This is a genomic window from Thalassotalea loyana (assembly GCF_030161435.1).
In the GTDB taxonomy this organism is placed as follows: Bacteria; Pseudomonadota; Gammaproteobacteria; order Enterobacterales; family Alteromonadaceae; genus Thalassotalea_G; species Thalassotalea_G loyana.
Window position 1 is genome coordinate 1 of the sequence record NZ_BSSV01000008.1, and the last position, 24,576, is coordinate 24,576.

25 protein-coding genes and 1 riboswitch are annotated in these 24,576 nt (G+C 41.6%); of the genes, 16 read left to right on the top strand and 9 right to left on the bottom strand.

What is annotated here, in order from left to right:
* Nucleotides 1-181 precede the first annotated feature (181 nt).
* From gmhB to QQK05_RS15765, 7 genes are all read right to left on the bottom strand, one after another.
* Nucleotides 182-727, bottom strand: coding sequence for a D-glycero-beta-D-manno-heptose 1,7-bisphosphate 7-phosphatase (gene gmhB, locus QQK05_RS15735; RefSeq protein ID WP_284300330.1), 546 nt, complete (start codon nucleotides 725-727; stop codon nucleotides 182-184).
* Between the two features lie 82 nt (nucleotides 728-809).
* A complete protein-coding gene (locus QQK05_RS15740) occupies nucleotides 810-1,571 on the bottom strand; it encodes an SDR family oxidoreductase (protein WP_284300332.1) in 762 nt (253 codons plus the stop codon).
* A 9-nt stretch (nucleotides 1,572-1,580) separates the two neighbouring features.
* Nucleotides 1,581-2,474 carry a 3-hydroxyisobutyrate dehydrogenase gene (gene mmsB, locus QQK05_RS15745; protein WP_284300334.1) on the bottom strand — a complete coding sequence of 298 codons (894 nt, stop codon included), beginning with the start codon at nucleotides 2,472-2,474 and terminating at the stop codon, nucleotides 1,581-1,583.
* Nucleotides 2,475-2,494: 20 nt separating this feature from the next.
* Nucleotides 2,495-3,619 (bottom strand): enoyl-CoA hydratase/isomerase family protein, encoded by a 1,125-nt coding sequence (locus QQK05_RS15750; RefSeq protein WP_284300337.1) that lies wholly within the window; start codon nucleotides 3,617-3,619, stop codon nucleotides 2,495-2,497.
* 9 nt (nucleotides 3,620-3,628) lie between these two features.
* The gene (locus QQK05_RS15755; protein ID WP_284300340.1) at nucleotides 3,629-4,405 is read right to left on the bottom strand and encodes an enoyl-CoA hydratase; all 777 of its coding nucleotides are present in this window, start codon (nucleotides 4,403-4,405) and stop codon (nucleotides 3,629-3,631) included.
* Nucleotides 4,406-4,413: 8 nt separating this feature from the next.
* Nucleotides 4,414-5,571: an acyl-CoA dehydrogenase family protein gene (locus QQK05_RS15760; protein ID WP_284300342.1), complete on the bottom strand. Its 1,158-nt coding sequence runs from the start codon at nucleotides 5,569-5,571 to the stop codon at nucleotides 4,414-4,416.
* Between the two features lie 119 nt (nucleotides 5,572-5,690).
* Nucleotides 5,691-6,869: an acetyl-CoA C-acyltransferase gene (locus QQK05_RS15765; protein WP_407704900.1), complete on the bottom strand. Its 1,179-nt coding sequence runs from the start codon at nucleotides 6,867-6,869 to the stop codon at nucleotides 5,691-5,693.
* 342 nt (nucleotides 6,870-7,211) lie between these two features.
* Here QQK05_RS15765 and QQK05_RS15770 point away from each other — a divergent pair, with 342 nt between their 5' ends.
* The 11 genes from QQK05_RS15770 (at nucleotide 7,212) to yghU (ending at nucleotide 18,608) form a co-directional block, all read left to right on the top strand.
* Complete coding sequence (locus QQK05_RS15770; protein ID WP_284300344.1) at nucleotides 7,212-7,607, top strand: MerR family transcriptional regulator; 396 nt, start codon at nucleotides 7,212-7,214, stop codon at nucleotides 7,605-7,607.
* Between the two features lie 45 nt (nucleotides 7,608-7,652).
* The gene (locus QQK05_RS15775) at nucleotides 7,653-8,822 is read left to right on the top strand and encodes an isovaleryl-CoA dehydrogenase (RefSeq protein ID WP_284300346.1); all 1,170 of its coding nucleotides are present in this window, start codon (nucleotides 7,653-7,655) and stop codon (nucleotides 8,820-8,822) included.
* Between the two features lie 83 nt (nucleotides 8,823-8,905).
* On the top strand, nucleotides 8,906-10,513 hold the full coding sequence (locus QQK05_RS15780) for a carboxyl transferase domain-containing protein (protein WP_284300348.1): 1,608 nt from the start codon (nucleotides 8,906-8,908) through the stop codon (nucleotides 10,511-10,513).
* A gap of 8 nt (nucleotides 10,514-10,521) precedes the next feature.
* Nucleotides 10,522-11,334: an enoyl-CoA hydratase/isomerase family protein gene (locus QQK05_RS15785; protein ID WP_284300350.1), complete on the top strand. Its 813-nt coding sequence runs from the start codon at nucleotides 10,522-10,524 to the stop codon at nucleotides 11,332-11,334.
* Nucleotides 11,335-11,340: 6 nt separating this feature from the next.
* Nucleotides 11,341-13,341 (top strand): acetyl/propionyl/methylcrotonyl-CoA carboxylase subunit alpha, encoded by a 2,001-nt coding sequence (locus QQK05_RS15790; RefSeq protein ID WP_284300352.1) that lies wholly within the window; start codon nucleotides 11,341-11,343, stop codon nucleotides 13,339-13,341.
* 3 nt (nucleotides 13,342-13,344) lie between these two features.
* Nucleotides 13,345-14,271, top strand: a complete 927-nt coding sequence (locus QQK05_RS15795) for a hydroxymethylglutaryl-CoA lyase (protein ID WP_284300354.1) — start codon at nucleotides 13,345-13,347, stop codon at nucleotides 14,269-14,271.
* A gap of 40 nt (nucleotides 14,272-14,311) precedes the next feature.
* Nucleotides 14,312-15,028, top strand: coding sequence for a CoA transferase subunit A (locus tag QQK05_RS15800; RefSeq protein ID WP_284300356.1), 717 nt, complete (start codon nucleotides 14,312-14,314; stop codon nucleotides 15,026-15,028).
* A gap of 10 nt (nucleotides 15,029-15,038) precedes the next feature.
* Nucleotides 15,039-15,695 carry a 3-oxoacid CoA-transferase subunit B gene (locus QQK05_RS15805; RefSeq protein ID WP_284300374.1) on the top strand — a complete coding sequence of 219 codons (657 nt, stop codon included), beginning with the start codon at nucleotides 15,039-15,041 and terminating at the stop codon, nucleotides 15,693-15,695.
* A 215-nt stretch (nucleotides 15,696-15,910) separates the two neighbouring features.
* Nucleotides 15,911-15,995: riboswitch (cyclic di-GMP riboswitch) on the top strand.
* A gap of 60 nt (nucleotides 15,996-16,055) precedes the next feature.
* Nucleotides 16,056-16,412, top strand: a complete 357-nt coding sequence (locus tag QQK05_RS15810) for a DUF3718 domain-containing protein (RefSeq protein WP_284300376.1) — start codon at nucleotides 16,056-16,058, stop codon at nucleotides 16,410-16,412.
* Nucleotides 16,413-16,573: 161 nt separating this feature from the next.
* On the top strand, nucleotides 16,574-17,725 hold the full coding sequence (locus QQK05_RS15815; RefSeq protein WP_284300378.1) for a patatin-like phospholipase family protein: 1,152 nt from the start codon (nucleotides 16,574-16,576) through the stop codon (nucleotides 17,723-17,725).
* A 16-nt stretch (nucleotides 17,726-17,741) separates the two neighbouring features.
* Entirely contained in the window at nucleotides 17,742-18,608 is an 867-nt protein-coding gene (yghU, locus tag QQK05_RS15820; protein ID WP_284300380.1) for a glutathione-dependent disulfide-bond oxidoreductase, read from the top strand.
* Between the two features lie 55 nt (nucleotides 18,609-18,663).
* Here yghU and QQK05_RS15825 read toward each other — a convergent pair whose 3' ends face one another.
* Entirely contained in the window at nucleotides 18,664-20,004 is a 1,341-nt protein-coding gene (locus tag QQK05_RS15825; protein ID WP_284300382.1) for an alkaline phosphatase PhoX, read from the bottom strand.
* A 146-nt stretch (nucleotides 20,005-20,150) separates the two neighbouring features.
* Between QQK05_RS15825 and QQK05_RS15830 the strand changes: the two genes are divergently transcribed.
* From QQK05_RS15830 to QQK05_RS15845, 4 genes are read left to right on the top strand one after another with little or no spacing between them, the layout of a single operon-like run.
* Nucleotides 20,151-20,828: a DUF1826 domain-containing protein gene (locus QQK05_RS15830; protein WP_284300384.1), complete on the top strand. Its 678-nt coding sequence runs from the start codon at nucleotides 20,151-20,153 to the stop codon at nucleotides 20,826-20,828.
* A 9-nt stretch (nucleotides 20,829-20,837) separates the two neighbouring features.
* Entirely contained in the window at nucleotides 20,838-21,584 is a 747-nt protein-coding gene (locus tag QQK05_RS15835) for a ZrgA family zinc uptake protein (RefSeq protein ID WP_284300386.1), read from the top strand.
* Complete coding sequence (locus tag QQK05_RS15840) at nucleotides 21,581-22,042, top strand: Fur family transcriptional regulator (RefSeq protein WP_284300388.1); 462 nt, start codon at nucleotides 21,581-21,583, stop codon at nucleotides 22,040-22,042. Before QQK05_RS15835 ends, QQK05_RS15840 begins: the two co-directional genes overlap by 4 nt.
* Nucleotides 22,043-22,074: 32 nt before the next feature.
* Nucleotides 22,075-23,121 carry a CobW family GTP-binding protein gene (locus tag QQK05_RS15845; protein ID WP_284300391.1) on the top strand — a complete coding sequence of 349 codons (1,047 nt, stop codon included), beginning with the start codon at nucleotides 22,075-22,077 and terminating at the stop codon, nucleotides 23,119-23,121.
* 3 nt (nucleotides 23,122-23,124) lie between these two features.
* On the opposite strand, the gene QQK05_RS15850 is transcribed toward QQK05_RS15845, so the two are convergent.
* The gene (locus tag QQK05_RS15850) at nucleotides 23,125-23,760 is read right to left on the bottom strand and encodes a DUF3299 domain-containing protein (RefSeq protein WP_284300393.1); all 636 of its coding nucleotides are present in this window, start codon (nucleotides 23,758-23,760) and stop codon (nucleotides 23,125-23,127) included.
* Nucleotides 23,761-23,896: 136 nt separating this feature from the next.
* On the opposite strand from QQK05_RS15850, the gene QQK05_RS15855 reads away from it, so the two are divergent.
* The gene (locus QQK05_RS15855) at nucleotides 23,897-24,574 is read left to right on the top strand and encodes an ABC transporter ATP-binding protein (RefSeq protein ID WP_284300395.1); all 678 of its coding nucleotides are present in this window, start codon (nucleotides 23,897-23,899) and stop codon (nucleotides 24,572-24,574) included.
* Nucleotides 24,575-24,576 lie beyond the last annotated feature (2 nt).

Below are 24,576 nucleotides of genomic sequence, written 5' to 3' on the forward strand. Positions count from 1 at the left end.
TATCTTTCATTCTTAGATGAAAGGATAAGCCTTATTTCTAAAACTTATCTTGTGACTTCGTCGAGCTGCCCCGTTGAAGTGGATGCGCATTTTAGGGATTTTATTTCCCACGTCAACACTTATTTCAAAATAAATTTTCGTTTGCTCAAATTAAATACAAGTTCAACGCTAAGTGCTTGATTTATGCATTTTCAAACACATCCAATACTTCTGACAGATTAGCTATGCGAGTAGCTGAGATCGACTCGTCCTCGTCATAACGGCTAGCCAATAAGTATTTTTTCTTTATGCCAGCGGCATTTGCTGCTTGCATATCAGAGATTTTATCTCCAATGAAGATGCTGTTAGTGATATCGACATTGAATTCAGATTGAGCTTGCAAAATCATTCCAGGCTCGGGCTTTCGACAATTACATTGCCTTGTCAACTCTGTATTGCCTTTGTCAGGGTGGTGTGGACAAAAATAAACTTTATCAATAACAATCCCGCGTTGTTGAAACTCTTCTACCATCCAAAAGGTAAGTTCATTGAAATCATCAACAGAATAATACCCTCTCGCAATACCTGCTTGATTAGTGATAACGAAGATACGATAACCTGCTGCTTGCGCTTTCTTACACAGTTCGAATATTTCTGGAATAAATTCAAATGATTCTTGTTGATATACATAACCGTGATCAACGTTGATTACTCCGTCACGATCCAAAAAGAGTGCTCTATCCGCCATTTATACATCAAACCTTTATTTTAGTTATACAAAAAGACGAGCTATGCTCGTCTTTTTACGTTAACGATACTAAATGTATCATTTACATCGATAGTCCACCGTCAATTTCTACCACACGGCCGGTAAAGAATTCATTTTCCAAAATATACTTTACCGTATGCGCGATTTCATCTGCTTCACCTAAACGGCCTACAGGTTTCATCTTTTCAAGACGCTCACGCATTTCTGGCTTCATTGCATCGGTCATTGCGGTGCGGATAACACCCGGCGCAATCGCACCTACACGAATTCCATAGCGACCTAGTTCACGAGCCCATGTAACTGTCATCGCAACAACACCGGCTTTCGAAGCAGCATAGTTGGTTTGGCCCATGTTACCATTGCGAGCAATCGACGACATATTAATGATGACGCCTTTTGTACCATTTTCAACCATGTGAACAGCTGCTTCACGACCACATAGAAAGACACCTGTTAAATTAACATCAATGACCGATTGAAATTGCGATAAAGGCATTTTCTTAACAACTTCACCATCTTTTGCTTTTAACAGCATACCGTCACGAAGAATACCTGCGTTGTTGACTAACACATCAATTGAGCCAAAGTCTGCTTTTATTTGTTTGAAGGTTGATTCAACCTCTTCTTCATTTGTTACATTAGCTACATAAAACTTAGCGGTTGAGCCGGCTTGTTCAACTAAAGCTACTGACTCAGACAGTAATTCTTCATTTAGGTCAATAAGTGCAAAATTAGCACCTTGCTCCGCTAAACTTACCGCCATTGCGCGACCAAGTCCTTGACCACCACCAGTGATTACAATTGTTTTATTTTCTACGTTCATTAATTGATCCTACTTAGTTTTGTGATCAAACATATTAAAAATACTTGAGAAGTCTTTCGTTCCATTACCAGATGCCGCATGCATAGCATATAAGCTACGAGCTAGTGCGCCCATTGGTGTTGAAGACTGACTTGTGACAGCGGTGTCCATCGCTAGGCCTAAATCTTTTGCCATTAAGTCGACCATGAAACCACCTTGGTAGTCATTAGAAGATGGGACGTTTTCCATCACGTTTGGACATGGATTGTAAACATCGAGGGTCCAGTTACTGCCAGAAGATTTACTCATGATATCTGACAACACTTTAGGATCTAAGCCATTAGCTATCCCTAATTGTAATGCTTCAGACGTACCTGCCATCAGCACAGATAACAGCATATTATTACAAACTTTCGCGACTTGGCCTGCACCCAGATCACCAGCATGAAAAATGTTCTTACCCATGTTTTCTAACACGGGCTTCGCTTTTTCAAATTGCTCAGTACTGCCGCCAACCATAAAGCTTAACGTGCCCGCTGTAGCACCACCAACACCACCAGATACAGGAGCATCAATAAAACCGATGCCCGATGATTCTAGTTTACTACCAACAAATTTAGCTGTTTGTCCATCAATAGTCGATGAGTCTATTACCAATGCGCCTTTACTAATGTGATTAACTAAACCATTTTCACCTAGGTACACTGCTGATACATGTTTACCCGCTGGCAGCATGGAAATTATAAATTCTGCACCAACAACACACTCTTGTGCTGTTGGCTTTGTTAGAGCACCTTGAGTGACTAGGTTATCAACCGCGTCCTTTGATAAATCAAAAACAGTAACTTGATGACCTGCTTTAACTAAGTTGGCAGCCATTGGGCCACCCATATTACCTAATCCAATAAATGCGATATTAGCCATAATTCTTCCTTACTTGTTTTTTACTTACCAAGAGCACCAAGTGGATGCTTTGCTTCTTGCCATTGTGATTCAAAAAACCAAGCTATCGTTGCTTGATCAACACTATTAACGCTATCAAAGCGCCATTGTGGCTTGTTGTCTTTATCGATTAATAGCGCACGTATACCCTCTTGGAACTCACCAAACTGTCCACATTTTACAGAAAGGTCTAGTTCCATACGAAAGCACTCAGCCAATGAAAGCTTTGAACCTTTGGCTAACTGTTGGTATACAAGATGTGCGCTTAAGGCACTGCCATGTTTCAGTGACTTTTGAGCACGGTTAAACCATTTATCTTCAACTTCAGCATTGACGATTGAATCAACAATCTCGGCAAGGCTTTCACCTTGCGTTGTTTGATTGATGAGTGATTGGTTTGCCTTAACAAACGTCGGTGGCATGGTGCTAATGTGTTGACGCTCTAAATCACGCATAGCATCATTAAGTTTGTCGTGATTTAACGCTGTAGTTTCACCCCAGTTTATCTGTTTCAACAAATCAATTAATGTTTGTTTATGCTCTGAAGGAATGTAAAAGTCAGCCATGTCTGTATATTTTGCATCAGATGCATTAATAGACGCGCCTGTTAACCCTAGGAATAACCCACAATTTTCAGGCATACGGTTTAAAAACCACGTACCGCCTACGTCAGGATATAACCCAATGCTAATCTCCGGCATTGCGATACGCGAACTCTCCGTCACCACACGATGACTCGCCCCAACCATAAGACCTAGCCCGCCACCCATTACAATGCCGTGGCCCCAAACAACAAAAGGTTTAGAGTAGGTATGAATCAAATAATCGAGTTTATATTCACGAGTAAAGTAACTTTCAATAGAAGGGCTAAATTCATCGCCGGCTTCTACCATATCGTTGTACAGCTTAACGATATCGCCACCCGCACAAAGCGCCTTTTCACCAGCACCTTGTAGTAATACAGCAGAAATATCTTTATTTTCATGCCATGAAACAAGTTTCGGATATAGTAAGTCAATCATGTCGCCACTTAAGGCATTTAATGACTTTGGTGAGTTTAACGTTGCAATACCAACTTTTTTGCCGTTATCACAAATTAACTCTTCAAAAAGAACAACGTCTGTCATGTTGATTCCCTATTTGTTTTGCCAAACTGGTGCGCGCTTTTCAAGAAACGCATTAACACCTTCTTTTTGATCTAAGCTATCAAACAGATCAACAAACGCATCGCGCTCTTTTGGCAACGCTTCGCTAATTGGCATTGAACGGTTCATTTGGATCAATTCTTTACACGCCGTTACTGCCACAGGGCTTTGTTTAGCTACTTTACTCGCTAGTGCTAATGCAGCCTCTAGTCCCTTGCCAGAATCGACAACTTCTTCTACCAAACCAATTTGCAGTGCTTTGTCTGCTTTGATGCGTTCCCCACATAAGATCATACGCTTCGTCCAGCCTTCACCGACAAGAATATGAAGATTTTGCGTGCCGCCAGCACATGGCAATAACCCAACAGTAGCCTCAGGTAGAGCCATTTGAGCATGACTTTCGGCGATACGAATATCACAAGCAAGTGCTACCTCTAACCCACCGCCCATCGCATACCCATTAATGGCAGCAATCGACACACCACGAAACGATGACAATGTTTCAAATGCTTGACCAAAAACCTCAGCCATGTCACGTGCGACTTTTTTATCACCAGAAGCAAAAACATTTAAATCAGCACCTGCTGAAAAGAATTTCTCTCCATCTCCTGTAAGTACTAACGCATATATATCTTTGTCTTCATTTAGCGACAAAACCATATTTTTGAGGTCTGTTAAGCTTTGCTCAGTCCATGTATGTGCAGGCGGGTTATTAAATGTGATAACCGCTGTATTGTTCTGCTTTTCTAATTTTAAATACTCTGACATAACCAATCCTAAATTAACTCACCAGCACCTTCAGTTAATAAACGTCGTGCAATGATCACACGCATAATTTCATTTGTGCCTTCTAATATTTGATGAACACGCACATCACGGAAATGACGCTCTAGAGGGTATTCTTTGATGTAACCGTAACCACCATGAATTTGTAGAGCGGCGTCACACACCTCAAACCCTACATCAGTTGCAAATTGTTTAGCCATCGCACAATATGCCGTTTTTTCAGGATCATTATTATCCAGCTTGAACGCTGCTAAGCGCACCATTTGGCGAGCAGCAACAAGTTTAGTTGCCATGTCTGCCAGTTTAAATTGTAACCCTTGAAACGCAGCGATTGGCTTGCCAAATTGTTCACGCTCCTGCATGTACTCTCTTGCAGTGTTAAGCGCTTGCTGTGCAGTGCCAATTGAGCAAGTGGCGATATTGATTCGGCCACCGTCTAAACCTTTCATCGCTATCTTGAAGCCTTCACCTTCTTCACCAAGTAAATTTTCAACAGGTACTTTCACGTTATCAAAGGTGATCAATTTTGTCGGTTGTGCGTTCCAACCAAGTTTCTCTTCAGACTTTCCGTAGATGATACCGTCACTGTTTGCCGGAATTGCCAATGTCGAAATACCTTTTGCACCCTCGCCTCCAGTACGCACCATTACAACCAGCATATCTGTTTCACCAGCACCTGAGATGAACATTTTTGACCCGTTTACCAAGTAAAAATCACCATCTTTTTTGGCAGAGGTGCGCAAAGATGCAGCATCTGAGCCCGCTCCTGGTTCGGTTAAACAGTATGACGCTAATTGCTGACCTGAAACTAAACCAGGACACCATTCATCTTTCAGCGCTTGTTTACCCCACGTAGCTAACATCCAAGTTGCCATGTTGTGAATTGTCATCATGGCTGTTGTTGCGGTACAACCCATAGCCAATTGTTCGAAAATAATGGATGAATCTAGACGAGATAAACCTAAACCACCGGCATCTTCTGGTGAGTAAAGACCACATAAACCAAGCTCACCTGCCTGTGCGATAACGTCTTTTGGAAAAATATGCTCGGCATCCCACTTTGCAGCGTGTGGAGCAAATTCAGCATCAGCAAATTGTTTTGCCATATCGGCAAACATCTTCTGATCTTCAGTTAGTTCAAAATTCACGAGAGTTCCTCACTGCTTACGCCATTTCTGAGCGCAAGAAAAGTGCTTACACCTCTATTTATTATTTTTCTTAGAGATATAAGCGGTTGTAATAATTTGTCTTTATTAAGTTGATGCGATTAAAGCATTTCAACAGCTATCGCTGTTGCTTCGCCACCACCAATACATAGCGATGCGACACCTTTTGATAAACCACGGTTTTTAAGCGCATGAACAAGTGTGACGATTAAACGCGCACCACTCGCGCCAATTGGGTGACCTAGTGCACAAGCACCACCGTTTACGTTTACTTTTTCGATATCTAATTCTAGTGCTTTAACAGCTAGCATAGTTACCATGGCAAATGCTTCGTTAATTTCGAATAAATCAACGTCGTTTACATTCCAGTTAACTTTATCTAACAACTTATTCATTGCACCAACAGGAGCAACAGTAAATTCTGCTGGCTCTTGCGCGTGTGTTGCATGACCAACGACTTTACATAAAGGTGTTAAACCGCGCTTTTGCGCTTCAGATAAACGCATCATAACCAACGCTGCAGCACCATCAGAGATTGAACTTGAGTTAGCCGCTGTAATCGTGCCATCTTTTTTAAATGCAGGGCGTAATGAAGGGATTTTGTCAGGGCGAGCATTACCCGGTTGTTCATCAGTATCTACAACGACATCGCCACGACGGTTCTTAACCGTAACAGGCGTAATTTCATTCTTAAATGCGCCCGATTCAATTGCTGCGTTCGCACGTGATAATGAGCGCAATGCAAACTCGTCCATATCTTCACGAGTAAAGCCTTCGCCATCTGCTGTATCTTGAGCAAAGCACCCCATTGCAACACCGTCATAAGCGTTTTCTAAGCCATCCATCATCATATGGTCCATTACCTGACTGTGGCCCATGCGCATACCTTGACGGCCTTTTGGTAACATATATGGTGCATTTGTCATGCTCTCCATACCACCTGCAATCGCAATATCAATGCTACCTGCTGCGATCGCGTCATGAGCAAACATTGCTGCTTTCATGCCTGAACCACACACTTTGTTAATCGTTGTACAAACAGTTGATAGCGCTAAGTCAGCACCTAATGCTGCTTGGCGAGCAGGAGCTTGCTTCAAACCTGCAGGTAAAACACAACCCATGACAACTTCATCTATATCTGTTGAAGAAAGCTGAGCTTGCTCTACAGCCGCTTTAATCGCTGTAGCACCTAATTCTGGAGAAGTTACGGCTGAGAAGCCACCCATAAAACCACCCATTGGTGTACGGGCAGCTGAAACGATAACAATTGGATCTGACATGATAATTCCTCTTTGTACCTACATTGAGTACTTATTTTGATGTACTTTTATCTTTATAACGCGTAAATGCGAGCCATTTTCGCTTGCTGTAATTTAGTTAACGTATACGTCAACTTTGAAACTTGCCGTAAAATTTTACGTCTGGTTATCAATAAATGTGACGCTACTTTAGATGATTGATACGTTAATTTCTGCCTTTTACTACTAATTTCCCATACGAAAACTGATAAAAGCTGTAATCGTAGGCTTACACTCATCAACCACATTGGCCAGAATCATACTTTACCTTTACGTAAACTTCCAGTATGTTGTAGCCAGTTAATACTGACTAAAACTATCAATATGAAGACAGCTAAGCCGACATTTACGATAGGCGAATTGGCCAAAGAGTTTGATATTACCACTCGTAGTATCCGCTTTTATGAAGATCAAGGCTTGATTTCTCCTGTACGTGAAGGTCAAAAACGAATCTACCACCCTCGCGATAAAGTTCGACTAAAACTTATATTGCGTGGTAAACGACTAGGCTTTTCTTTAGCTGAAACAGGCAGGTTATTTGAATTGTATGACGTCGATAAATCGAGCGAAACTCAATTAACGACCATACTGAATATCATCAGCGAAAAGAAAGCCGATTTAAAACAGCAATTAGAAGACATTAATGTGGTGCTTCTCGAGTTAGACAACCTAGAGAAAAACTGTTTAACCACATTAAAAAATATTCACAACAAAAAATAAGATTACAACCAGTGTGCCTATAAATAGGCAAGTTGAGGAAACATCATGATTTCAAATTTTTCATCATTAAACTTTAACTTAGGCGAAACAGTAGACATGATTCGCGATCAGGTTAACGCCTTTGCTCGTGACGAGATTGCACCACGCGCAGCTCAAATCGATATTGATAACGAATTCCCTAACGACTTATGGCGCAAATTTGGCGACATGGGTTTATTAGGTATGACTGTTGACGAAGAGTACGGTGGTTCTGGTCTAGGCTATTTAGCACATGTGGTAGCAATGCAGGAAATTAGCCGTGCATCAGCATCTGTAGGATTGAGTTATGGTGCAATGTCTAACTTATGTTTAAACCAATTACAGAAAAATGGTAGCCACGAGCAAAAATTAAAGTACTTACCTAAGCTATGTTCAGGTGAGCACATTGGCGCACTTGCTATGTCAGAGCCAAATGCAGGTTCTGATGTGGTAAGCATGAAATTACGTGCTGAGAAAAAAGGCGATAAATACATCCTAAACGGTAATAAAATGTGGATCACGAATGGTCCAGATGCCAACGTTTACATTATTTACGCGAAAACAGATGTAAATGCTGGCTCTAAAGGTATCACAGCATTTATCGTTGAGCGTGATTACCCAGGTTTCAGCCGCCACCAGAAGCTAGACAAGTTAGGTATGCGCGGTTCAAATACTTGTGAATTAGTATTTGAAGATTGTGAAGTTCCTGCTGAAAATATTTTAGGTGCAGAAGGTAAAGGCGTTAAGGTTTTAATGTCTGGTTTAGATTACGAGCGCGTAGTGTTATCGGGCGGCCCATTAGGCATTATGGACGCATGTATGGACCTTGTTGTGCCTTATATCCACGATCGCAAGCAATTCGGCCAGTCAATTGGTGAGTTCCAATTGGTACAAGGGAAAATTGCTGACATGTACACTCAAATGAATGCTGCGAAATCATACATCTATGCTGTTGCTGCTGCATGTGATCGTGGTGAAACTACGCGTAAAGATGCGGCTGGTGTCATTTTATACTCAGCAGAATTAGCGACAAAAATGGCCTTGGACGCAATCCAATTACTCGGTGGTAATGGTTACATCAATGAGTTCCCTGCGGGTCGTTTATTACGTGACGCTAAGTTATACGAAATCGGTGCAGGTACTTCTGAAATCCGCCGTATGTTGATTGGTCGTGAGCTTTTCAACGAGAGCAACTAAGCGCTCTGAAATTTCACGTTTAACATTACTAACGCTGCTCCTTTGAACTGTGAGCAGCGTCTCAATCAATAAAGGATTTCCCTGTGTCAAAGATCATTTCGAAAATCAACACAAGGTCACAAGACTTTCTCGACAATGCCGAGCATATGCAAGTTCAAGTTGATGACCTAAAAGCCCAACTCGAATCGATCAAGTTAGGTGGTGGTGAAAAGTCGCGTGAACGTCATTTATCACGAGGCAAATTATTACCACGCGATCGTGTAAACGCCCTACTTGACGATGGCTCACCATTTTTAGAGTTTTCTCAATTAGCTGCACATGACGTTTATAAAGACAATGTTCCAGCAGCAGGTATTATTACGGGTATTGGCCGCGTCGGTGGTCAAGAATGTGTTATCGTCGCAAACGATGCTACGGTTAAAGGTGGTACATACTATCCATTAACTGTTAAAAAGCACTTACGTGCTCAAACAATTGCGCAAGAAAACAACCTACCTTGTATTTACCTCGTTGATTCGGGCGGTGCAAACTTACCCAATCAAGACGAAGTATTCCCTGATAAAGAACACTTTGGTCGAATTTTCTTTAACCAAGCGAATATGTCGGCACAAAACATTCCACAAATTGCAGTGGTTATGGGTTCATGTACTGCTGGTGGTGCTTACGTTCCTGCAATGGCTGATGAATCGATCATCGTTAAAGAACAAGGAACAATATTCTTAGCAGGTCCTCCGTTAGTTAAAGCTGCAACAGGTGAAGTCGTTAGTGCCGAAGATTTAGGTGGTGCCGATGTTCATTGCCGTACATCTGGCGTATCAGATCATTACGCACAAAATGACCATCATGCACTTGATATTGCCCGTAACGCGGTCAAAAACTTAAACCGTGTTAAGCCGGTGCAAATGAATATCGAACAAGTATCCGAGCCAGCTTACGACTCAAAAGAAATTTATGGTGTTATTCCAAAAGATTCTCGTCAACCATATGACGTACGAGAAGTTATCGCCCGTGTTGTTGACGGCAGTGAATTTGATGAATTTAAGGCTCTATACGGCACTACCCTGGTTTGTGGTTTTGCGCGCATTTACGGTTACCCAGTTGGTATCGTTGCTAATAATGGCATCTTGTTTGGTGAATCAGCGCAAAAAGGTGCTCACTTTATTGAGCTTTGCTCACAACGCAAAATTCCACTTGTCTTCCTACAAAACATTACAGGTTTCATGGTTGGACAACAATATGAAGCCGGCGGCATTGCAAAACACGGTGCGAAAATGGTAACGGCAGTAGCATGTGCCAAAGTGCCTAAATTTACCGTACTCATTGGTGGTAGTTTTGGTGCAGGAAACTATGGCATGTGTGGTCGAGCCTACGACCCTCGCTTCTTATTTATGTGGCCAAACGCACGAATCTCAGTAATGGGTGGTGAACAAGCGGCTGGCGTTTTAGCGCAAGTAAAAACAGATCAGCTAGCGAAAAAAGGAGAGTCTTGGTCTGAAGAAGAGCAAGCGACCTTTAAACAGCCAATTATCGACACATACGAGCATCAAGGTCACCCATACTTTGCTTCAGCGCGACTTTGGGACGATGGTGTTATAGATCCAGCAGATACTCGTCAAGTGCTAGGACTTGCGATCTCTGCCTCACTAAACAAACCAATTGAGGACACTCAATTTGGTGTCTTCAGAATGTAGAGGTAGTGATGACAATTTCTAATGATTCAGTATTAGTTGATATTGATAACCGTGGTGTAGCGACAGTAACACTCAATAACCCAGAAAAGCATAACGCTTTTGATGATGAGATCATTGAGCAACTCACTAACATTTTTAAAGACATTAGTGAAAATGACAAAGTCCGTGTCATGGTGCTTGCAGCTAACGGCAAAAGCTTTTGTGCGGGAGCTGATTTGGGTTGGATGAAACGTATGGCCAACTATAGCTATCAAGAGAACCTTCATGATGCTAACGGTCTTGCAAATATGCTTAAGGCATTAAATTTTATTCCACAACCAACGATTGCCAAAATCCAAGGTGCAGCCTTTGGCGGCGCCGTAGGATTAGCCAGTTGCTGCGATATCGTAATTGCTAGTGCTAAAGCGAGCTTTAGTTTATCGGAGGTTAAGTTTGGCCTTATCCCTGCCACTATTAGTCCATACGTTGTGGGCGCTATTGGCCAAAAAGCAGCACGTCGATACTTTCAAACTGCAGAACGATTTTTTGCCGAAAAAGCAGAACAACTTGGTTTAGTGGATGAAGTAACATCACCTGACGAGCTTGATCAAAGTGTAGACAATATGATCAACACCCTGCTCGCCAATGGTCCTATTGCCATGCGCCAAGCAAAACAACTCGTATTTGATATTGCCTATCAAAAAATCGACCAACCATTAATTACAGAAACGAGTAAACGCATTGCTGCAATTCGTATCTCGGAAGAAGGACAAGAAGGTTTAAGCTCGTTTTTCGAAAAACGCGCGCCTGCATGGCACACCAAGAATGAAGGCGAGGAATAGCTCATCATGTTTAATAAAATTTTAATAGCAAACCGTGGTGAAATTGCATGCCGTATTATCAAAACAGCACGCAAATTAGGAATCTTAACAGTAGCCGTATATTCAGATGCTGATGCAGATGCGTTGCATGTGACAATGGCCGACGAAGCCGTTCATATCGGCAGGAGCCCATCTCGTGAAAGCTATTTGCTAAGCGAACGAGTTATTGAAGCAGCAAAACGTACCGGTGCTCAAGCCATTCACCCAGGTTACGGCTTCCTATCAGAGAACGCAGAATTCTGTCGTTTGTGTGAACAAAATAACATTGTATTTATTGGTCCTCCTGTTGGCGCTATCGAAGCAATGGGTTCAAAATCAGCGGCGAAGTCAATCATGGAAAAAGCTCAGGTACCACTAGTACCTGGCTATCATGGTGACGATCAAAGCGAGGCGGTCATTAAAAAAGCGGCCGATGATATGGGCTACCCTGTGTTGCTAAAAGCAACAGCTGGTGGCGGTGGTAAAGGCATGCGCCAAGTATGGTCTGAAGCTGAGTTTAGCGATGGTTTAGCTGCCGCGAAGCGCGAAGCATTGAATGGCTTCGGCGACGACACCATGCTGGTAGAAAAATACTTAACCCAACCTCGTCACGTTGAAATCCAAGTATTTTGTGATAACCATGGCAATGCAGTTTACCTGTTTGAACGTGATTGCTCAGTGCAACGTCGACACCAAAAAGTTATTGAAGAAGCACCAGCGCCTGGCATGAGCGAAGCACTTCGACAAGAAATGGGCGAAGCAGCAATAAAATCTGCCAAAGCCATTGGTTACCAAGGTGCCGGTACTGTTGAATTCTTACTTGACGTTGATGGTTCTTTCTATTTCATGGAAATGAATACTCGTCTACAGGTAGAACACCCAGTTACAGAGCTTATTTCAGGACAAGACTTAGTAGAGTGGCAGCTTCGTGTTGCAGCAAACGAAGTGCTACCAAAAACACAAGATGAATTAAAGATCAATGGTCATGCGTTTGAAGCTCGTATTTACGCTGAAGATGCTGATAATGACTTCTTACCTGCTACGGGTACACTTGAATATTTGTCGACGCCATTAGAGTCAGAATTTGTTCGTGTTGATACGGGTGTTCGTCAAGGTGACGAAGTCAGTGTTTATTATGATCCGATGATCGCTAAATTGATTGTTTGGGATGAAAATAGAGGTAAAGCGTTACAACGTTTGGCTAAAGCGTTAAGTGAATATCGTATTAATGGTGTCACTACCAATATCGATTTTCTCTACAATCTAGCGACTTGTCAGCCATTTGTTGATGAAGAGCTTGATACTGGTTTTATTGAAAAACATCAGGATAAAATCTTTCATAATGACGAGCAATCATTAGCAGAAGAGCTCCCTATGGCTGCACTTTACCTTGTATTAGCCAATGAGCAAAATGCAAAAGCGAAAGCGCAAGAATCAACTGATCCATATTCGCCATGGAACCAAACAAATGCTTGGCGACTAAATGAACCTCACGTTCACCATGTTGGTTTGCGCCACAACGAAGCAGTATATGATGTTGTTGTAGAGCAAAAACGACATGGCTTTAATATTGAGGTGGACGGAAAGTCATACGATTGCCAGGGGCAAATTGATGGTGATGTGTTAACCACGAACATTAACGGATACCGCAGTGCTGCAACGATAGCACAAAACGGAGAGCAAATTAGTTTATTCCGCCAACATGGGGTGTTTAACTTCTTCCAAATCCTACCTGATCTAGGATGTGATGATACCTCGGGTGACCAAGGTGGTTTAACAGCACCAATGAATGGCACCATGGTGACTGTCCTTGTTCAAAAAGGTGATGTGGTGGAAGCAGAGCAACCATTAATGATTATGGAAGCAATGAAGATGGAACACACCATTAAAGCACCAAGTGCAGGTACAGTAACCGACATTTATTTTGGTGCAGGAGATATGGTTGATGGTGGCGCAGAACTTATCGGTTTTGAAGCTAGCGAGGAGTAACTCATGTCATTTATCGCACAGCAACAATTTCCTAACAGCGTCAAAATCGTAGAAGTCGGCCCTCGTGATGGGTTACAAAACGAAAAGACCTTAATCGACGCTGATGACAAACTAAGATTAATCGATATGTTAGCAAACTCAGGGTTGAGTTATGTCGAAAGTGGCAGTTTTGTCTCTCCAAAGTGGGTACCGCAAATGGCCACATCCTCGGAGATTTTTGACAAGCTAAATAAAGTCTCAGGTGTTACCTACGCTGCTTTAACGCCAAATATGAAAGGCTTCGAAGCAGCTATGGCGGTAAATGTTGATGAGGTCGCCATTTTTGGTGCGGCATCTGAAAGCTTCAGTCAAAAAAACATAAACTGCTCAATTGACGAAAGCTTAGCACGATTTGCACCGATTATGGTCGCAGCAAAAGGCAAAGGAATAAAAGTACGAGGTTATGTGTCTTGTGTGGTTGGATGCCCATATGAGGGTGACATTGCTCCTCAAGCTGTCGCAAGCGTTGCTAAGAAATTGCTAGATATGGGGTGTTATGAAATATCCTTGGGTGACACGATTGGTGTTGGTACACCAGCGTCAGTGTCAGCAATGCTTGACGCAGTGCTTGCCGTTGTCCCTGCGGAAAAACTGGCGGTTCACTTCCATGATACGTACGGACAAGCGTTAACCAATATTTACACTGCTTTAAGCAAAGGTATTCGTGTCATCGATAGCGCCGTTGCAGGCCTTGGTGGTTGCCCTTATGCTAAAGGCGCCTCAGGCAATGTTGCAACGGAAGATGTTGTGTATATGTTAAATGGTATTGGTATCGAAAGTGGCGTGAACTTTGACAAGCTACTCGAGGCAGGCTGGTTTATTTCAGACAAGCTAAATCGCGCTCCAATCTCTAAAGTCTCGCAAGCAATGCGCGCAAAGCTAGAGCAATAAAAACAAGAATCAAAGGATTAACCTTTAAGAGGAAAACACAATGGCAGGTTTTGACAAAGTTGTCAGTAGTTATGAAGAGGCCCTAGCCGGCCTAGAAGATAACATGACTGTTATTTCAGGCGGTTTCGGTTTATGTGGTATCGCTGAAAATTTAATTGCAGAAATCAAACGTAAAGGCACAACGGGTCTGACGGTTGTTTCGAACAATTGTGGCGTTGATGATTTCGGTTTAGGTATTTTATTACCCGATCGCCAAATTAAGAAAATCGTCGCATCTTATGTTGGCGAAAATGGTGAGTTCGAACGTCAAATGATGAGTGGTGAATTAGAAGTAGAACTTACACCACAAGGAACACTGGCAGAAAAAATGCGTGCTGGTGGCGCAGGCATCCCTGCTTTTTATACCGCAACAGGTTACGGTACACCAGTAGCAGAAGGCAAAGAAGAGCGCGAGTTCGACGGACGCCACTACATTTTAGAAGAAGCGATCAAAGGTGATTTTGCGATTGTTAAAGCGTGGAAAGCTGACCGATACGGCAACCTTGTTTATCGCAAAACAGCTCGCAACTTTAACCCAATGGCTGCAACAGCAGGCAAAATTACAGTGGTTGAAGTGGAAGAAATTGTTGAACCAGGTGAACTAGATCCTGATCAAATTCATACGCCGGGCATTTATGTTGATCGTTTAATTCAAGGTACCTTTGAAAAACGCATCGAAAATCGCACCGTAAGACCTTCAAACGACACACAAGGATAAGGAATTAGCAATGGCATTATCTCGTGAACAAATCGCAATGCGTGTCGCTCAAGAGCTACAAGATGGATACTATGTAAACTTAGGTATTGGTATCCCTACCCTAGTCGCTAACTATGTGCCTGAAGGCATGGAAGTGATGCTTCAATCGGAAAATGGCTTGTTAGGTATGGGACAATTTCCTACTGAAGAGGATATTGATGCTGACTTAATCAATGCAGGCAAGCAAACAGTTACTCACGTTACAGGCGCTTCAATTTTTGATTCAGCAGAATCATTCGCCATGATTCGCGGTGGTCATGTCGATCTTACCGTGTTAGGTGCGTTTGAAGTAGACGTAAACGGAAATATCGCCTCTTACATGATTCCTGGTAAATTAATCAAAGGAATGGGCGGCGCTATGGACCTAGTAGCCGGTGCGGACAATATCATTGTAACAATGACGCATGCTTCAAAGCATGGTGAATCAAAATTACTGAGCAATTGTACATTACCTTTAACGGGTAAAGGCTGTATCAAAAAAGTATTAACTGATTTAGCATTTATCGAAATCAAAGACGGTAAGTTCCATTTATTAGAACGTGCACCGGGCGTTAGTGTTGAAGAGATTGCTAAGCTTACTGAAGGTGAGTTAGTGATTCCTGATAACGTACCAGAGATGTCTTTCTAGATAACGACGTTTTATTGCTAGTACATATCTTTAATTTAACGAGGGCATCCGCCCTCGTTTTTAATTGTCACTAAAATTTTTTTACTTCTTTACGCTCTATTTTCATAACAAAATCTTTAAGTTACCTATCAATTAATAGTCAATATCGCCTCAAGCGTGCGAAATATCTCACATTAACTGTTGCAATAACGTACAGTTTTGTTAATCTGACGTTGACAAAGAAAAGGCAAGGTACATGAAAGTGTACTACGCAAAGCCACCGGTCTAAGGGCGAAAGCCTACGACAGCGGAGTTACCTATAAGGTAAAACCAGTGGTTTTTTCTTTTTTAAGCTCAATTATTATCATAGGGTCATAAAAAATGAAAAAATTATTACTAGCTTCTACTATTACTGTTTTAACTTTAACGTCTGCCTTCGTGGCACCTAACGCACAAGCTTCAAATATTGCTCAAAATATTTGTGAATTTGTTGCTGCTGATGACAAGAAGCGTATGCGTTCTTATTTAAAATCGAACAAATTAAAAATACGTAGTATTTTTGATGGTGTTCAATGTAATGGTAAGAACTTGTTGGAATTTGCCGCGGGTCGTGGTTCAGTGAAAACAGGTTCTTTGATGATTTCAAAGTTACCAAAATCTACTGTTTCTGCTAACTTAGCGTCAATCCAGTCAGGTACACCTTTATTCGACGCTGCTAACAAACGTGTAAGCAGTTAAGGTTCCTTAGTGGACGTTAATAATAATGTTTTCTAAGTATCCTTTTGTCTAATAGAACTAAAAAAGCCAGCTTTTGCTGGCTTTTTTTCTTTATAAAGCAACAACTTTGTAATATTGTTTTATTATTACCTTTTCCAATACTTTTCTCCCGATAAAAAATTATGCCGTCAAAAAAAACCTACAAGGGTAATAGGCAAGCATTATTACTGACTGGTGGTGGCGCGAGAGCGGCATACCAAGTAGGCGTATTATCCGCTATCACTCGCTTTATGCCCCGTAATCACGGTATCCCATTCCCAATAATTTGTGGTACTTCTGCAGGCGCAATTAATTCAACCGCGATGGCTTGTTATGCATCATGCTTTCATCTTGGAGTAAAAAAACTCGAGTGGGTCTGGAAAAATTTACGCACAAAAAACGTATATGAGAGTGACCCTTGGGGTGCTTTTGGTTACCTAGGTAGTGGCGTTTTGGCAAGCTTTCAAGCCGACTACTCGATAAAGCGCTCTCATAGCTTACTCAATAATGCACCGTTACGTGAATTACTCAAACAAGTCTTCGACTTTAAACGAATAGATGACAATATTTTACGAGGATATTTAACCGCAGTTTCTGTGACTGCATCGAGCTATACAACTGGAGATTCAATTAGTTTCTATCAATCAGCGGACTATATAGATCCTTGGCAGCGTGCAAAACGCAAAGGCCAACCTTGCCAGATTAATACCGAGCATCTTATGGCATCAGCCGCGATACCTTTAGTTTTCCCATCCATAGCAATTGATAATCAACATTATGGAGACGGCTCAATTCACCAGTTATCACCTTTAAGTCCAGCGATACACTTAGGGGCAGAAAAAATATTGATAATCGGCGTTGATCAACCTCGTGAACCACTTTTTACCCACGAAAACAACCCGCACCCGCCGACGAGTTCTACCATAGCTGGTCACATGTTAGATTCAATATTTGCTGACACGCTGCAAAGTGATTTAGAACGACTCCATCGTGTCAATGATTCGCTTGCGCTAATGGAGGCACACGGTATCAAATCTGATCAAGGGCTAAGACAAGTCTTTACTATGGTAATAAACCCTAGTAAAGACTTTAACTCAATTGCGGTTGAGCATTTTGATGAATTACCCATCTCAGTGCGTATCCTATTACGTAGTATTGGCATCACAAATGACTCCGAGTCCAGCTTGATCAGTTATCTATTATTCGAAAACAGTTTTACCAAAAAACTTATGAAGATTGGCTACGAAGATGGCTTGGCTCATGAAGATCAGTTAAGAGAATTTTTAAATTTATAAATACAGGGATACTACAATGGCAAATCAACCATACACACCTGATAAAGTTTGGCAATGGAAACCGGGTAACGGTGGCAAATTTGCTAATATTAATCAACCGACTGCCGGCGCTCGCGAAGAGCGTGATCTGCCGTCTGGGAAACACCCATTTCAACTATATTCGTTAGCGACGCCTAATGGTGTCAAGGTAACGATTATGTTTGAAGAGTTGGTGGAATTAGGTATACAAGAAGCTGAGTACGACGCCTATAGTGTTAACATTATGGAGGGCGACCAATTTACGAGTGGTTTTGTCAATGTGAACCCAAACTCTAAGATTCCCGCGCTCGTTGACAAATCGGCAGGTAAACCGATCGCAATATTCGAATCAGGTGCTATCTTATTGCACCTTGCTGAAAAATTTGACCAATTTATTCCCAGTGATCCACTAGGGAGAAGTCAATGTTTGTCATGGTTATTCTGGCAAGTCGGTGCAGGCCCATTTTTAGGGGGCGGTTTTGGCCATTTTTACGCGTATGCACCTGAAAAGTTTGAGTACCCTATCGAGCGCTTTACGATGGAAGTAAAACGTCAGCTTGATTTATTAGACAAACATTTATCTCAGAATAAATACATGTGCGGCGATGAATATACGATAGCCGACATGGCGATTTGGCCTTGGTACGGTGCATTGGTTAACGGTGAATTGTACGAAGCAGCCGAATTCTTAGATGTTAAAAGCTACCTGAATGTAAATCGCTGGAGTCAACTTATCGGACAACGACCGGCTGTTAAGCGTGGCCGTATGGTTAATCGCGCATGGGGAGAACCGTCTGAGCAATTAATTGAGCGTCATGATAAGTCAGATTTTGAACTAAGAACACAAGATAAGCTTGATAAGTGATCTAACAACCTCAACGACTCACGTTGAGGTTGTAACACTTTAGTTGCGCTGACTATTACCAAGGACCGGTAATTGCCAGCGTTTGAGTAGGAGAGTATAAATTAACGAATAAAACAGAACCATCAGGTGAGAAACACACACCCGCAGATTCCGTTTGAAGTCGCAACTTTGCAAATGCGTATACTTCACCCGACTGATTAACACCGCGTATATGGTTATCAACGACCGCAGAATATTGATCTTCGCAAACGAGTAAATGGCCATTAGGCATAACCGTTAGATTATCGCCAAAATCAAAGGTATCTTTATCTTCACTTTCCAAGAACAATTGTAACTGACCTGTTTGTTCTTTTAGGCGCCCGTTTACAGCATTTGGTCGATATCGCATAATTTGACCTAATTGCTTCTTACCGCCATTAGTGCAGCAAAAATATAGCTCGTTATCAGTCCAATGTATGCCTTCGCCACGAGCAAATAATGCGGCACCGTTGCCGAAACCTTGTTTACGTAAGTCATCATTTGGGCTTTCAGGGTTTTCAATATCAATCCAAATGGCATCATACCAGTGATGTTTTGGCATATTGGCGTCTTGCCAATTTCTTGTATCAAACTTGGGTTTCTGCTTTATGACAAGCGCTTGTAATTGGCCACCTTGTTCCAGTTTACCGTAAACTTTTGGTACAAAACGGTAAAATAGACCATCTCCCCTATCTTCGGTGAGATAAACAATACCAGTTGTTGGATCTACTGCCGCAGCTTCATGATTGAAACGACCCATTGCTTTTAGCGGACTTGGTTCGACTAACCCCGTAGCTGTAGATGGTACTTCAAAAATATATCCGTGATCTTGCTTTATATTGCCATCAGCCTTATCTACCGACTCCTCGCAAGTAAGCCATGTTCCCCAAGGGGTAACACCGCCTGCACAGTTTCTAATCGTACCCACCAAGCTGACAAACTCTTTCTCAACTTCTTTGGTGACTAAATTGTAAATCAGGTTCGTTGTACCGCCAGGTAATGCAACACCATCAGCATAGGTGTCATAACTCAATGACGTTTTATGCTGCTGAATACTATCAGGCTGATCTTTTCTATTTTTCGGATGTATCTCGTGATTTCTAACAAGCACAACTCGCTCTTTATCCAGACCAAAACATCCCATTCCATCAGCACGATCGGGAACGTGAAATCCATCACTCATTTGCTGGCCCAATCTAGAAATAACCTGGTAGCTGAAGCCCTCCGGTAAATCAAGAATACCATTTACATCTTTGACCAGTGGTCCATAACCCTTAGCATGACCTACTTTAGCCAACGCTACAGCCCCAAATAAACTCGACGCCAGTCCTGCAAATGCCAGGCTGCCTGAGTTAGAAATAAATCGTCTTCTATCCAATTTATGCTCTCCAAACGTAGACGACTATAAAAATATTAGTATCAAATACCTTTTGTTATGTTATAACATATCTAGCCATAGAATTTTGACACTTTTATAAAAGTTTTGTTCAACCTAATTTATACACGTCAGTAAGAATGAAAACCATGAATATAGCGACGAATATTGAATCAATTGATGATCATTTTGCTGCTGCAAACAATGCTGTCATCTCTGAGTCACCTGAAGTCTTAACTGAAATATATCAAGAGCCAGTCAATATTGCGGTTTGGCAAAACTCACAAAGCCAAGTAATAGAAACAAGTGCTCAAACACTCATTACAGAATCACCAAACTTTAAATTAGTCTTAACCGTAACGCCCGAATCAGCACTTGAGAGCTTGTTAGATAGCTCAGTTTATTTAGAAGACCACAAAGCGTTATGTGAACACGTCGCTTTACTTGTCGACGTGTTCTGCACACTTTTTGAATTAAAGCGTGTTGGTCTCAGGTTGACCGCCTTGTCACACGCAATGTGCCCCAAGTTTCACGTTGATAAAGTACCCTGCCGCTTAGTAACCACCTTTGTTGGCGACACAACACAATGGTTACCTTCGAATGTGGTTGACCGAACAAAGCTTGGTGCGGGTAGTCTAGGGCTTCCAGATCATGAATCAGGCGTATATCAAAAAGAAAGCGATATTCAGCAGCTTTCGGTGGGTGATGTTGCACTTTTAAAAGGCGAAGGTTGGTTCAACAATGAAGGCAATGGCATCGTTCATCGCTCGCCTGCTTTGTTAAAAACCAAGCAAAGATTACTGTTAACCTTAGATTTCATAGATTAGAGAATTTACATGTTCAGTGTAAAAAAAATACCGAATAAATTTACCACAGTACTAGCTGTTATAGTCTCATTCAATTGCCATGCAGAAGAATCAGGACACTATGGGGCTCATGTTCATGGCCAGGCACAAATGACGATTGCACAGGAGGGAAGTCACCTTTTTATCGACTTTATTTCACCAGCTGACAGCATCACAGGTTTTGAGCATGTTGCTCAATCGGAAAAAGAAATAGCGCAAGTTAAAGCATCAGTTTCTTGGTTAAAACAAACGAAAAATCTATTTACGTTCATTGGTAGCACGTGCGTCGCTTATTCCCATGATATTGACGTTTCAGGACTAATGATTGACAAAAATGCTCATGGTGAACATAAACATCACGATGAACACAGTCATGAACATCACGATGATCACAGTCATGAACATCACGATGAGCACAGTCATGAACATCACGATGAGAACAGTCATGAACATCACGATGAGCACAGTCATGAACATCACGATGAGCCCAACCACGAGCATCACGATGAGCCCAACCACGAGCATCACGATGAAAATAATTTGACTAATCACGCAGAAGTAATTGCAAGTTATCGCTATACCTGTAATGACATGACAAACTTGACGGGTATGACTGTCAAATTCTTCTCCAATTTCCCAAAACTAGAAAAAATTGATGCCGTCTGGCTAATTGGGAACAAACAAGGCGTTCAAACACTGACAAGCCACGCCAACACGCTGGAGTGGCAACAAAGATGAACGATGTATCGATTCAGGAGATAATCAGCAGAGCCAAACGACTGTGCGAGATGCGCGGAGGTAAACTTACCGCTAAACGTCAAAAGGTACTCACTATCCTTCTGCAAGCAGAAAAAGCGATATCTGCATATGAGTTAATTGACCATTTCTCTGAACAGTTTGATGAAACGCTAACACCAATGTCAGCGTATCGCATTTTGGAGTTTTTGGAGAGCGTGCATCTTGCGCATAAGCTCAATATTGCGAATAAATATGTTGCCTGCAATCAAATCAACGAAACCGTTAAACATACATTTCCACAATTGTTATTTTGTGACAAATGCCAAAAGGTTGATGAAATCGCAATGCCAATCACGAGTTTAGAAACGATATCTCAAACGCTACACTCCAATGGTTTTATGTTATCTTCACCCCAATTAGAGCTGGCTTGTATTTGCCATCAATGCTCAAATGAGTGACATCATTCATACTAATTATCAGGTTTGTAATCATGACAAAAATTTCCGCTGTACCCACTAATATCATCACAGGTTTTCTTGGGGTAGGAAAAACGTCGGCCATTACCAACTTACTCAGTCAAAAGCCAGATAACGAAACGTGGGCAGTGTTGGTAAATGAATTTGGTGAAATTGGCATCGATGGGAGTCATTTTTTTGGGCTTATCAACAGTGATTCAGGGGTTTTCATTCAAGAAGTGCCCGGTGGTTGCATGTGTTGTGCGTCTAATGTCCCTATGCAAGTCGCATTAAATAAATTACTCAAAGAGGCAAATCCGGACCGATTATTAATCGAGCCTACTGGTCTTGGGCACCCGAAAGAAGTTATTGATATTTTGAGTAATGAGTATTATCACGATGTCATCAAACTAGAGAAAACCATCACGTTAATTGATGCACGTGTGCTCTCAGATGAACGTTACACAACCAACGAAACCTTTAATCAACAGTTATCACTCGCCGATGTTATTGTTGCTAACAAATCAGATCTTTACTCACCATCAGATCGCAGAATCTTAACCAACTTTTTGGCAACTAAAGCACTCACGTCACTTCCCATCACTTATACCGAACATGGTAAATTGTCAATCAGCATGTTGACAGGAAGTGTCGAAAAGAATCTCGTTGATAGTGGCTGTAAGCACCACCATGACAACGATCATAGTCATAGCCATGACCATGACCACGTTCATGGAGCTGCAGACGCCGACACCGGTATATCGAGTGAAATACCAATTGGTCATGGAAGTTATATTAAAGCAGTCAACAAGGGGGAAGGTTTTTTCAGTATTGGCTGGAAATTTTCACCCAATATCACCTTTGAATGGCCAGCTATCGAAAGTGTCCTATCGCGAATAGAAGCAATACGAATCAAAGCTATCATCAAATCGGACAATCAAGCGTTTTCATTTAATAAGACCCCCAATGAAACGGGTCACATCGAGTTAAATCATGCACAAGATAGCCGTATTGAGATTATCGCAACAGCTCTCGATGAAAAATGGCACGAAGATATCCTAGCAACGATTGTGAAAGAATAAGCGCTAAGGTGTTGGCTCATAAAAGTATTCGAAGTTATCCAATTGCATCGTATAAGCCGATGTAGCAATCTGGTCTTCAAACATTTCGGCAGATAACTTACCTGATACCCACACAGCATCGTATAAGTTAACTATTTCAACGCCTTCCGTTGCCTCAATGTAAATAATTTGATTTGGCGGCGGTGGTGGCGCATGCAAACAAGCACCAAAGAATGGCACTAAGAAAAAGCTAGTAATTTTTTGCTCTTCATTGACTTCAACAGGCACGACAAACCCAGGAATTTTAATATCCTTTCCGTCCATTTCGGGGATAACACGTGTAGACATTAATGCCTGCTCATATCGTTCATTTGACCCATCTTGAGCTATCATAGCATTTTGAATTGAGCTACTTATTTGGTCTTCAAACGATCCGTCAGGAATATTCATGAGGTATTCCGGTGGATTCAATAAGATTTCTAAGTCGTCTGCTGGAATGAGTTGCACCCATTCGATGGTTTCAAATGACTTATTTGTATCGCGGGATTTACTAACTTTTGACTGTTCAACGTTCACCGTCGAATCTGTCGCTTGATTAACTGATTGTTTTTCACATGCAAATAACGATAAAGCAAATAGCGCGATAAACAACTGTCGCATAAACGCTCCAATAAAACTCACCCAAATTCGGGAAATAATTTATGCGAAACAACCAATAACAATGATTGATAAAGAATTCCGCGTGATAACTAGTTATGTTATAACATAGCTCAATCGTATTTTATAGATAGTCTTTATGTCGATAGAAATAACCAATCTCCAATTTTCCTATGTAAGCCAGCCAAATAATTTAGTTTTAGATATTCCACATTGGCAATTAAATGCTCAGCAAAAATGTTTCTTGCACGCTGCATCAGGCAGCGGAAAAACAACATTGCTAAATATTCTTAGTGGCTTAAGACTCCCCACATCAGGTGAAGTCACTATCCTGGGTGAACGCATAGATAAGATGTCGACTAAGCAAAGAGATATTTTTAGAGCGAACAATATTGGTTACATGTTTCAAGCATTCAACCTAATCGATTACCTTAGTGCAATTGATAATATTAACCTTGCCTCCTACCTGGCAGGAAAATCAAAAATGAGTCGCCATGAAACTGATGCGAAAACACTACTGAATAAACTGTCGGTTAAGGAGAGTGACTGGTATCGGCCAATTACTGAGCTAAGTATAGGGCAACAGCAACGCATAGGAATTGCCCGTGCATTAATCAACAAGCCTCAATTATTACTGGCAGATGAGCCTACCTCATCTTTAGATGAAAACGCCAAAAATAAATTTATCGAGCTACTATCAAACGTATGCCAAGAAACACAACCAACCGTGATATTTGTTAGCCATGATTCGCGTTTAAAAACACAGTTTGATCATATTGAAGCACTGTCAGACATCAATAAAGTTGTGAGGGCTTAATC